At 43.1% G+C, this 11,628-nt stretch carries 11 protein-coding genes; 4 read left to right on the plus strand and 7 right to left on the minus strand.

Features of this window, described 5'->3' with window-relative positions; translation table 11 throughout:
- Positions 1-207: 207 nt before the first annotated feature.
- Complete coding sequence (locus ACE1AQ_RS17245; RefSeq protein WP_374808873.1) at positions 208-2,259, minus strand: NAD(P)H-quinone oxidoreductase subunit 5; 2,052 nt, start codon at positions 2,257-2,259, stop codon at positions 208-210.
- Positions 2,260-2,629: 370 nt separating this feature from the next.
- Between ACE1AQ_RS17245 and ACE1AQ_RS17250 the strand changes: the two genes are divergently transcribed.
- The 3 genes from ACE1AQ_RS17250 to ACE1AQ_RS17260 all read left to right on the plus strand — a co-directional run bounded on the left by ACE1AQ_RS17250 (position 2,630) and on the right by ACE1AQ_RS17260 (position 6,551).
- Entirely contained in the window at positions 2,630-3,616 is a 987-nt protein-coding gene (locus tag ACE1AQ_RS17250) for an AAA family ATPase (RefSeq protein WP_110545949.1), read from the plus strand.
- A 14-nt stretch (positions 3,617-3,630) separates the two neighbouring features.
- Positions 3,631-6,123, plus strand: a complete 2,493-nt coding sequence (locus ACE1AQ_RS17255) for a S8 family peptidase (RefSeq protein ID WP_110545950.1) — start codon at positions 3,631-3,633, stop codon at positions 6,121-6,123.
- Between the two features lie 218 nt (positions 6,124-6,341).
- The gene (locus tag ACE1AQ_RS17260) at positions 6,342-6,551 is read left to right on the plus strand and encodes a hypothetical protein (RefSeq protein WP_002761322.1); all 210 of its coding nucleotides are present in this window, start codon (positions 6,342-6,344) and stop codon (positions 6,549-6,551) included.
- Between the two features lie 261 nt (positions 6,552-6,812).
- On the opposite strand, the gene ACE1AQ_RS17265 is transcribed toward ACE1AQ_RS17260, so the two are convergent.
- The 5 genes from ACE1AQ_RS17265 to gpmI all read right to left on the minus strand — a co-directional run bounded on the left by ACE1AQ_RS17265 (position 6,813) and on the right by gpmI (position 10,041).
- Positions 6,813-7,529, minus strand: a complete 717-nt coding sequence (locus tag ACE1AQ_RS17265) for a peptidase (RefSeq protein ID WP_110545951.1) — start codon at positions 7,527-7,529, stop codon at positions 6,813-6,815.
- Positions 7,530-7,763 (minus strand): preprotein translocase subunit SecG, encoded by a 234-nt coding sequence (gene secG, locus ACE1AQ_RS17270; RefSeq protein WP_002736485.1) that lies wholly within the window; start codon positions 7,761-7,763, stop codon positions 7,530-7,532.
- Between the two features lie 67 nt (positions 7,764-7,830).
- Entirely contained in the window at positions 7,831-8,172 is a 342-nt protein-coding gene (locus ACE1AQ_RS17275; RefSeq protein ID WP_104397472.1) for a type II toxin-antitoxin system RelE/ParE family toxin, read from the minus strand.
- Entirely contained in the window at positions 8,156-8,413 is a 258-nt protein-coding gene (locus ACE1AQ_RS17280) for a hypothetical protein (RefSeq protein ID WP_002736285.1), read from the minus strand. The genes ACE1AQ_RS17275 and ACE1AQ_RS17280 overlap by 17 nt, the downstream gene beginning before the upstream one ends.
- 29 nt (positions 8,414-8,442) lie before the next feature.
- Complete coding sequence (gene gpmI / locus ACE1AQ_RS17285; protein ID WP_110545952.1) at positions 8,443-10,041, minus strand: 2,3-bisphosphoglycerate-independent phosphoglycerate mutase; 1,599 nt, start codon at positions 10,039-10,041, stop codon at positions 8,443-8,445.
- 106 nt (positions 10,042-10,147) lie between these two features.
- Between gpmI and ACE1AQ_RS17290 the strand changes: the two genes are divergently transcribed.
- Positions 10,148-11,125 carry a phosphate ABC transporter substrate-binding protein gene (locus ACE1AQ_RS17290; protein WP_008201118.1) on the plus strand — a complete coding sequence of 326 codons (978 nt, stop codon included), beginning with the start codon at positions 10,148-10,150 and terminating at the stop codon, positions 11,123-11,125.
- Positions 11,126-11,192: 67 nt separating this feature from the next.
- Here ACE1AQ_RS17290 and ACE1AQ_RS17295 read toward each other — a convergent pair whose 3' ends face one another.
- Positions 11,193-11,339, minus strand: a complete 147-nt coding sequence (locus ACE1AQ_RS17295) for a hypothetical protein (RefSeq protein ID WP_159036929.1) — start codon at positions 11,337-11,339, stop codon at positions 11,193-11,195.
- Between the last annotated feature and the right edge of the window lie 289 nt (positions 11,340-11,628).

Below are 11,628 nucleotides of genomic sequence, written 5' to 3' on the forward strand. Positions count from 1 at the left end.
CAAATGGAGAGAATTCTTGTCCATTAAGAAATGTTACAAATTACATGGGTACATTAAGAAAAGTTAAGGGGGTGCATCCATTGATGGATAAGGGTTTTCGGCTATTGTAGTATATATGTATGGGGGGAAGTTCAGATATAACCCAAAAAACTGCTGAAAAAAGGGGCTTTGCGCCCCCTAAAAATCTTTAGTCAACGGCTTAAAAATCTACACCAGACTATAGACAATTACTAAACCCAAAACTGCGGCAAAAACAATTAAAGCGTAGAATTGGGCGCGACCATTTTCGAGGTATTTGAGACCTTCACCACTGACAAGAGTAGCTAAACCGGTTAAATTCACTGCCCCATCGATAACGCGATAATCCACTTCCATAATTTGCCGTGCGAGACGACGACAACCCTGGACGAAAACTCGATCATAGAGATTATCAATGTACCATTTGTTCAGGGAAAAACGATACAAAACGGGGAATTTTTCGGCAATAGTTGCGGGGTCAATTTTCTTCTGGAGATACATCAAAGAAGCGACAGTAATCCCGATTAAAGCAATCCCCACCGAATTACCCGCCATAATCAGAAACTCTGTCCAATCAAAAGCATGAACTTCTTCCACCACTTCGTTAGGAACATGAATAAAACCCTCGAAGAAATTCTGCCAAGGTTTACCCACCAAACCGATTAACAAAGAGGGAACCGCCAAAATCATGAGAGGTAAAGTCATAGTAATTGGCGATTCGTGGGGTTCATGGGCATGATGGCCGTGGTTGTCTTCTTCCTGCGCTTCCGAGTCCAATTGCTTAACATTCATTGCCCCCGGTCCAAAAGCCGGAATCGCGCCCGCATTGGCTAACAGTCGGCGTTTAATCTCCTTATTAGTGCCTCTAAACTCCCCTTCAAAGGTGTTAAAGTACATCCGGAACATATAAAAAGCCGTCAAACCCGCAGTCCCCCAACCGATTAACCATAAAGCTGGGTTCGCCTCAAAAGCTAAACCGAGAATTTCATCCTTCGACCAGAAACCAGCGAAGGGAGGAATCCCACAGATGGCCAGAGTTCCCACCAAGAAAGTTAGGGCAGTAATGGGCATATACTTGCGTAAACCGCCCATCATCCGCATATCTTGCGCTAAAACCGGCTCATGACCGACCACATCCTCCATACCGTGGATGACCGAACCGGAACCGAGGAACAACATCGCTTTAAAATAAGCGTGGGTCATCAGGTGGAATAATCCCGCACTATAAGCGCCGATACCCATAGCCATAACCATATAACCCAATTGGGAGATGGTGGAATAGGCTAAACCCTTTTTGATATCATTCTGGGTGAGGGCGATACTTGCCCCTAGGAAGGCAGTAAAGGCCCCCGTCCAAGCAATTACCGTCATCGCCGTGGGAATTGGCTCAAAAACGGGATACATCCGAGCAATCAGGAAAACTCCGGCGGCCACCATCGTGGCGGCGTGAATCAGGGCCGAAATCGGGGTCGGACCTTCCATGGCATCCGGTAGCCAGACATGAAGGGGAAACTGGGCTGATTTGGCCACGGGGCCAAGGAAGACTAAAACGGCGAATAATGCCGCTAAACTGCCGGCAATGGCTCCAGAAGAGACTAATTCCTCTAGACGTTCACCCATGATATCAAACTCGAAGCTACCGGTGGCCCAGAAAAGACCCAGCATTCCCAGTAATAAGCCAAAATCGCCGACGCGGTTGGTAACAAAGGCTTTTTGACAGGCCTCGGCAGCCGCAGGACGAGTGAACCAGAAACCTACCAGCAGATAGGAACACATCCCCACCAATTCCCAGAAAACGTAGATCTGGACAAGGTTGGGACTGATGACCAAACCGAGCATAGAACTGCTAAAAATGCTCAGATAGGCGTAAAAACGCACATAACCGGGGTCGTGGGCCATGTAACCATCGGTATAAATCATCACCAAAAAGGCCACGGTGGTGACGATAACCGACATTAAAGCGCTGAGATGATCGATCGTATAACCCATTTTCAGGTGAAAGTTACCCGCCGATGCCCAATCGATCATTTGGGTATAGGGAGCGTGTCCATTGATTTGACTCCACAGCAGCGCAAAAGACAGCACCATCGACGCACCGAGGGTAGAAATGATTAATACAGCATTTGCCTGTCGCAGACGATTGGTGACTTCATTAAAGGAAATTAAGCCCGCACCGACTAGGGTAGCGCCTACCAAAGGCAGGACGGGAACTAGCCACGCGTACTGATAAAGCGGTTCCATTCAGTAATACCTAGTTTACAATTTCACACTATTTGGTTTATCTTCATCTATTGTGACATAGGTTAATTCTTAAGAAAGTGTTTATACCTAGTTTTGCTCAATAAGGCGGCGAAAGGTCAAAGGATCTTATCGATTTGGCAGTTTAGCGAGCGGGACGGTAATTTTTAGGGAGAAGCGGGAAAATTATCGAATAGCCACGAAAGCAAGAGAAAGACCAAATACGGGTTTCCCCTAGCTAATACGACAATTTATTTAGTACAATTTAACTATACCGATCAAAATTAGTCCAAAAGGGAAATCATTCTTTATATAGTGCCTGTCACAGTTAAAATCATTGAGTATGATGGGGAGTTTAACTTAACGAGGTATCATGTCCACCGCTCGCCATATCCTAGCACTTCTAAAAAGTCATGTAGAAGGCGAAGAGCAGCAATTTTATTCTGCTGCCCTACAGATGGCTGCACACGAAGCAAGACAAGGACATGGTAAGTTAGCCCAAGAAATTCGCGAATTAATTGACCAAGCAAAGGCTAGTAAATCGGTTATTGAAAAAAAATCTGATCCAATTCCTTTAGTACAACCAAAAGGAGATTTAGCCAATCTGGTTTCGGTCAGATATCCCGATACTCGATTATCGGATATGATTTTAACCTCTGACCTTGAATTTAGACTTAAACGAGTATTAACTGAACAAAGACAAGGAAAAAGACTCAGAGAACATAATCTTACGCCTCGCCGGAAACTGTTGTTAGTAGGTCCACCGGGTTCTGGTAAAACAATGACGGCTGAAGCTTTAGCAGGAGAGCTTAAATTACCTTTGTTTACGACTTTATACGATAGTCTAATGGGCAAGTATATGGGAGAAACGGCTAGTCGTTTAAAAGTGATTTTTGAGGCGATGACAATAACAAAAGGGGTCTATTTTTTTGATGAATTTGATGCGATTGGGACTCAACGTCATAATTCTAACGACGTGGGAGAAATTCGTCGCATTCTCAATTCTTTTTTGATGTTTTTAGAACAAGAGCAAGGGGATAGTTTGATTTTGGCAGCAACTAATCATCCTCAGTTACTAGACAAAGCTCTTTTTAGGCGTTTTGATGATGTAATTGAATATCAGCTTCCTGATGCCGCAATTATTCGTGAATTGATTGAATCTCGTCTTATTTCTTTTGAAATTGACTGGAAAGATTGGTCAAACATTCTTAATCAAGCCAATGGACTCGCTCAAGCTGAAATTGTCAGAGCGACAGATGACGCAGCCAAGCAAGCTGTTTTGTCAAATAGTCAGAAGGTAAGCGAAGATTCTCTGATTTCAGCTATTATGGAACGTAAGGATCTGAACTTCAATGAATAAAACCTAATCCCATAATGTCGCAACGTTCTCGCCGTCTTCCTCACTTGTATCTACGGAATAACGATAAATTTCGTAAAAGCGCCGATTATACTTCACCGCGCTCAGTTAATGCTCCACCACCACCCGATCGGAACAGAATAGAACACGCTGCAAAATTAGAACTTGCTATTGGTGAAGCGATTACGAAAGCTCGTCAACAATTAGAATCCCGTTTATCGGCAATTGCCGTCGGACAACCCGGATTCTATTTAGAATTTCAGGTAACAAAAGATCAAGCGAATGCTTTTGAAAATTTAGGAGATAAACGCAAAAAAATTGAATTAGTTGCTGTTAAGCCTTCTCCTGAACAAGAAAATATAGTTAAGGCTACTGTTTTTGTACCAGAGTCAGCGACAGAATTTTTTGAGAACAAAGTAGAAGAATATCGTGATGAAGAAACAACAAAAGGAAACCCAAAAAATGCAGCCCTAATAACACGACTAGAAAACGTTGAAATTGGTACAGTTCAATCATTATTTACTGATGATTCTGCTTTATTTCCTCAGAATGGACAATCAATATGGTGGGAAGTATGGTTACGTCGTGGACAACTTGAAGACTTCCAAACCATTGCTCAAAGACTCGATATTATGACTAAATTTCATATACATTTTCCCGAAAGAACTGTTACTTTAGCTATGGCTAATGTAGAAAAAATACAGCAAGTTCTTCAAAATTCTGATACGGTTGCAGAATTAAGAATTGCTAAAGATACGCCTTCCTTTTTTCTTGATATGAAATTAATTGAAAAGGAGGAATGGGTCGAGGATTTATGTAATCGAACTTTACCTCCTGGAGATAATGCTGTTGCTGTCTGTCTTCTTGATTATGGAGTTAATAGACGACATAAACTGATTGAAAAAGGTCTTGATAGTAGTGATTTATATACTTGTGATCCTAATTGGGGAACTCATGATCCTCATAATACACATGGTACAGAAATGGCGGGTTTAATTCTTTATGATGATTTATTTAATGCTTTACAAACACAAGGATATATAACGCTTATTCACCGTTTAGAATCAGTTAAAATTCTCCCTCCTGTCGGACAAAATGATCCTGAACTTTATGGCGCAATTACAGAGCAAGCAGTCTCTCGTCCAGAAATACAAAATCCCAAGCGAAAACGTATTTTCTGTATGGCTGTAACTAGCGAGCAGCCATCACCAAATTATGGAACTCCCTCCTCATGGTCAGCAGCAATAGATCAACTATCTTTTGGTGAAGATAATTTTAAGCGATTAATCATTATTTCAGCAGGAAATATCAGAGAAGAAATATCTTTATCTGATTATTTAACCCGCAATGATGTGGCAACAATTGAAAACCCAGCACAAGCTTGGAATGCTCTTGTTGTGGGAGCTTACACTGAAAAAGTTAATATCAGTCATCCCGACTTTCACGGTTGGCAACCTGTAGCTCCTTGGGGTGATTTATCTCCTAAAAGTTGTACTTCTGTTTCTTGGGAAAATCAATGGCCAATTCGTCCTGATATTGTTTGTGAAGGGGGAAATTATGCCTCAGATGGGGAAAATTATGCACAAATGATTGACGATTTATGCTTATTAACAACTGCTCATAGTCATAACTATAAATTGTTTACTTATATGTGTGATACCAGTTGTGCAACTGCACTCGCTAGTTATATGGCTGCTCGAATTCTTTCAGAAAATCCCAAATATTGGCCAGAAACAATACGCGCTTTAATCGTTCATTCAGCCGAATGGACTGTTAGGATGATAGCTAATTTTCCAAAGAAATTGAAGCAGCAAGATAAAAAAAATTTGATTCGTCGCTATGGATATGGTGTTCCTGATTTAGACAGAGCTTTAAAAAGTTCAAATAGTGACTTAACAATGGTTATTGAAGATCAATTGACACCTTTTAAAAAAGATGGTAGTGTCATTAAAACAGACAAAATGAATCTTCATAGCTTACCCTGGCCAAAAGAAAAGTTAGAAGAATTAGGAGAAGCCAAGGTAGAACTGAGAGTAACTTTATCGTATTTTATAGAACCTAATCCAGGGGAGCGAGGTTATAAAAGAAAACACCATTATGCCTCTTATGGACTCAGATTTCAAGTAAAAAAACCTTTAGAGACCAATCAACAATTTCAACATAGAATTAATAAAGCTACCAGAGAAGAAGAAAAAAATATTTCTGGCATTAAAGAGGAAGATAACTGGTTTTTGGGTCCTCATTTAAGGAGTCAAGGTTCACTTCATTCTGATATATGGACAGGAACGGCCGTCGATTTAGCAAGTAGAGGAATGATAGGCGTTTATCCTGTTGGTGGATGGTGGAAAGAACAAATACAAGAGGAACGCCATGATCAACCTGTTCGCTATACATTAATTGTAACGATTCGAGTACCAGAAATTGAGTGTGATATTTACACCCCTGTATCTAATTTAATTTTAATCAGTCAAGATACACCCACTAACATACCAATAGAAACAGAGATTTAATCTTTACATCGAACTTCATTCATTAAATATATCTCAGGAATTGAGAAAATTGGTAACGATTCTCTGTCAGTTTCCCTACCAACTTTTTCACCTTCCCTCCCCAACAATCCAACTTAATCAGCGCGATTCAGACATGGCTAGAGGAAATAGAGGTGTAGATGAACTAAAGAGTTGGTCAATAATCGGTAAAATGTTTGTGTATAGGACATTTTTTCCCCATGACTAAACCCTTAGACTCCTTGAAACAGCCCAATCCCTCGGAAAAAACAGCCCCTAGAGATGATTGGTTAGATAGCGAACTATCTCGTTTAGAAGATTATGAACCTTACGATTGGGGAGAAATAGATCCCTTAATGTTAGGCAAACCCGTACAATATGTTTCTAGTATTGGCTTAGTTGTCGAGGGTGGCAAAGATTGGGGTTGCTGATTTGCAATAGGAATCTTCTTGTGTGGGGTTTTTAAAACCTAGAGCTAAACTAACTTTTGGATAGGATGCACAGTTGGCATTCATAGCTTGAGTCAGCAACACCCCTCCCCAACAACCCAAGTTAATCAGTGCGATTAAAACATGGCTAGAGGAAATAGAGGTTTAAGCGATGGTTAATCTTCTGGATCTTAGTCAGTTATACTAAGTATATCCATAACTTATACTTTTTAATAGCAGAACCGACTGAAGAGCAATATTTACCTATTCAGGCATTAGATACCCTAGCTGATCCATCTGCCAACCTAACTTAGTTGGCTGCTGATAAACCTTTTTTAAAGTGTTAATATCCCGGCTAGAAATCGGTGGAATATCTCTAGTTTGAGCGAAATACATCACATCCGTCTCTAGGGGACTATGACCCCAAATTCCCAAAGCGTGACCTAATTCGTGCCGCGCTGCCGCTAAGGCCGACCGATCAGCTAAATTGGGACTAATCTGGATACTCATCCGATGAGTTAAGCGATTTTCCTTGACAAAAATCTCGTATTGTGTTATGGCAGAACGCACCCGGGGCAGTTCTAACTTACCAGTTTCGGGATTAAAACGGACTCCCGACGGCGGTAACTCCCGTTTAATGAGGATATCGGCCAATTCTGCCCGATTTACCAACTCGATCGGCAAATACTGCCCCCATTCAGCGATCGCCTGTTGTACCAAACTCAGCCAAGAACTGCGATCGCTGTGAAGATAAATCTTCACGGGAAATTGCGACCAAATCAACGCCCCCACGGGACTGATTTCCACGGCATCAAAATAATCCCCGGACTGGTTTTGCTCTTGCCATTGGGCTAAATTAGCGGGTAAAGGATGGGTTTTTAACTCTGGTAGCGATCGACTGTCGGCAATCAAAGAATAGGAAAACAGCAAAAGACTCGCCAAGGCTGCGAGTCCTAGAAAAGAGAACCGACCTCTTAGCATTTAGCGATTTAACCAGCCGGCGCTCAGTACAATAGTTAGGGTGATAAATACCGTCCCCAAGGCCCAAGTCACCTGATTTAAGGTTTTTTCCGCCGTTTTTGCGCTGGTAAAAATCTGTGATTGGCCGCCAATACCGCCAATACCATCCCCTTTGGGACTGTGTAATAACACCAAAATCGCCAGAAAGGCCGCCGCCAGCGCCCAAATAATCTGTACTACCAGCACCACTGTCATGATTATTACTCTCTATTTTCCATTACAAAGTATAGCAGTTATCAAGCCGTCAGCTTTGAATTAGTTATCAACTAGGGTCCTCTTCATCGTCTATATCCTCAAGTGTTAGTGGTGCTTGGGCGCTATGGCGAACATATAGTACATAAACCGTACTATCTCTAATTGTAAAAAGCACTCGATAGACATTTTTACCTTTCCCATAAAAAAGTTGTCGGACTTCTTTGGGTAGAAAAATCGTCTGTTCGAGCGCTAAAGCACAACGAGTTGGTTTCTCTTGCAGAGTAGCAATAGCATTCATTAATCCTCGAAACCAACGGTCAGCAAACTCGGCATTATAACCTCGATACCAGCGATAGGCTTTTTCGATCTGTGCCGTGGCAGTTGGGGTAATTTCAACCTGAAATACCATATTTTTCGGCCATTTCTTGGGCAAAATCGGCAAGAGGACGGGTTTTACCGGAGTTTATCTCCTCAAAACCTTGCTGAATCCCCTCAATGCTCTCTAAATACTCCATCAGTTGTCTGAGCTTACTAGGATCGATTTGATCGAGAAAAGTCACCAGCACTTGTGAGCGATCGCTAATATCATTGGGTAACTCGGTTAGGTGTATTTGTCCATCTCGATAAACACCTTCGATGGTTTTCAGCATAAAATTCCCCTTTCTTGACTTTTTACTCGTTAAAGCGAGATGCGGACGGGAGTGCGACTGGCTTTAATTTCCACTTCGGCCGGTTTAATCAGCGATCGCCCGGTCATTTCCACTGGGACGGGAATAGAGAGAATTTCCAGGATAGTGGGGGCAATATCGGCTAAACGACCATCATCCCGCAGCTGCACATCGCCACCGTGGCCGGGTATTTTTCTCCCTTCCCCTTCAATTAAAATTAAAGGAACGGGATTAGTCGTGTGGGCCGTCCAAGGATTACCCGACTCATCCACCATCGTTTCCGCGTTACCGTGGTCGGCAGTGATTAACACTGTTCCCCCCAATTTATTGACGCTACTTAACAACTTAGCCAAGCATAGATCCACCGTTTCCACTGCTTTCATGGCCGCGTCTAAAATGCCCGTATGACCCACCATATCGGGGTTAGCGTAATTGACTACCACGAGACTATAGATCCCCTGTTCGATCGCCCCACAGACCGCTGCTGTCACCGCGGCTGCCGACATGGCCGGAGCTTGGTCATAGGTGGCGACTTTTGGACTGGGAATTAATTCGCGCACTTCTCCCTCAAAGGGTTTTTCTAATCCCCCATTAAAAAAGTAGGTGACGTGGGGATATTTTTCGGTTTCCGCACAACGAAACTGTTTTAATCCCTGTTGAGCGATCACCTGTCCTAAAATATTATTTAAATTCTGGGGAGCAAAGGCCACATCTACCGGTAATTTCGGATCGTATTGGGTAAAAGTGACAAAACTGAGGGGAGAAATTAAATCTCGATCGAAATCTTCAAAATCGGGCATAGTCAGGGCATAACATAACTGTCTAGCTCGATCGGGACGGAAATTATAGAATATCACCCCATCGTCCGCTTCGATCGCCCCCGGTGCAATTCTGGTGGGGGGAATAAATTCATCGGTAATATTTTGATCATAAAATGCCTGTAATACTTCAGTAATTGATCGCCCGTCAATATCTTGATCACTGGTCATCACGTTATAGGCTTTTTCCACCCGATCCCAACGGCGATCCCGATCCATGGCATAATAACGGCCACTGAGAGTCACCAGGCGACCGAGTTTGATTTTATTAATATGTGCTTGAATCCGTTTAATAGCTGGCATTCCGTCGGTGACATTAGTATCGCGACCATCGGTGATGACATGAATGCAGACATCGCTAATCCCTTGCACTTTCGCTAAGTCTAATAATCCCAGTAAGTGATCGAGATGGGAATGAACTCCCCCCTCGGAACACAAACCAATTAGGTGTAATTTGCTTTTTTTAGGGCGAATCTCGTCGCAGAGTTTTAATAAAGCCTGATTTTGTTGAATCGAACCATCTTCGATCGCATCGGAAATCCGTACTAACTCCTGTGGTACAACCCGCCCCGCTCCGATATTGAGGTGGCCAACTTCCGAGTTGCCCATCTGTCCTTCTGGTAGTCCCACATCCTTAGCGGAGGTGCGGATTAAGGTGTGGGGATAAACTTCCCAGAGACTATCCATAATCGGGGTTTTCGCCATTGCGATCGCATTATCCGACCTTTGCGGGCGATAACCCCAACCATCAAGGATAACCAGCACGACTGGGGATATAGGTGCGTGGGTCATGATATACAGTCCTAAATCAAGAGTGGATTTCCATGCACTAAGATAATATCATCGAAACTTCCATTGATCACCGGTGTCCAGGCGATCGACCCCCTAATGTCAGCAAATGATGGGTATGTCTCAAAAAAACGAAACAACTGCTTTAATAATCGCTCTTTTAGCCACTGCGGGCATTTTAGGTGGGGGTTACTTCTGGCTACAAAGTCAATGTGCTGCGGGTCAAGAATTTTTTCTCTGTGGCAGCGGTAAAAGTCCGCAAAAATCGCCGGTATCGGAAAGTGCCTCCTCTCCCCTACCCCCTCCCCCCTCACCCCAGCGAGTGGTCAGTTTTGCCCCACGGACTTCTATCCCCAGTGGCACGACAATTCGCATGAACGGCTCCACCAGTATGGTACAGATTAATCAAGCCTTAAAAGCCGCTTTAACTGCCAAATTTCAGGGGGTAGAGGTCTTGACAAATGCTCAAGGATCTGATGTGGGATTAGAGGAAGTGGCCCAGGGGGCGATCGATATTGCGGCGGTGTCACGACCTTTAACCGAGTCGGAACGCTCTCAGGGATTGGCGTCTAGTCCGATTGTCCGAGATGCGATCGCTGTTGTGGTGGGAGTAAAAAACCCCTTTGCGGGGGGGTTAACCACTGCTCAAGTTAGGGGTATTTTTACCGGAAAAATCACCTCTTGGTCGGAGGTGGGAGGTTCTGCTGCTACTATTCAAGTGATTAATCGTCCTCCTATTAGTGGCACTTATCAAAGTTTTCGTCAGGAAGTGCTGCAAGGGGGAGAATTTGGTAGGGGAACTAATTTCAAAATGATGGAGAGGGATGCCACCACCCCAATTTTGCGAGTTTTGGGACTGAATGGCATTAGTTACGCCACCTATAGCCAAATCGCCGACCAAAAAACCGTCAGAGCGCTCGCTGTGGACGGAATTTCAGCCAGTGAACCTAATTATCCCTGGCAGCGTACCCTTTACTACGTTTACAAAGAACCTGCTAGTGAAGCAGTCAAAGCTTTTATGGGTTTTGTGGCCTCTAGTGATGGTCAAGAAGCGATTTTTCGGGCCAATGAAGACCTACAAAAGTAGTTAACGAGAATATCCGAAAATCTGGGAAATTTTACGCCTTGCATGACTAGGGTGAGCATTACCTATTTTACTGTGGAGACGGGGAGGCATTGAGAATGGTTAGCTGAACACCATTATCTTTTTCATAAACGATCGCCACGGGAATGGTCAACCGGGGAGCTTTTTTCGGTAGATATGAAATTAGAAATTTCTCAGGTGAGACGAATGGAGTCATGAACTAAGTTATTCATTCCCATCGGCGATTCTACTGTTAAAATCAGAAAAAAGACGAGCTTAAGGTGGTATTGTAAAGTTTCAATAGAAATATAGTCAGATATAGTCAGGGATGGTAATATATAGACATGAAACTATCAGACTATGCAAAAAAAACAGGAATAAGTTATCGAACGGCTTGGAGGTGGTGGAAACAAGGGAATTTAACAGGTTATCAATTGCCTTCTGGTACAATTATCATAACGGATGACAACCATTCAAAACCCGACTTGATAGCCTGCATTTATGCA

This window comes from Microcystis sp. BLCC-F209, from assembly GCF_041928595.1.
Taxonomy (GTDB): domain Bacteria; phylum Cyanobacteriota; class Cyanobacteriia; order Cyanobacteriales; family Microcystaceae; genus Microcystis.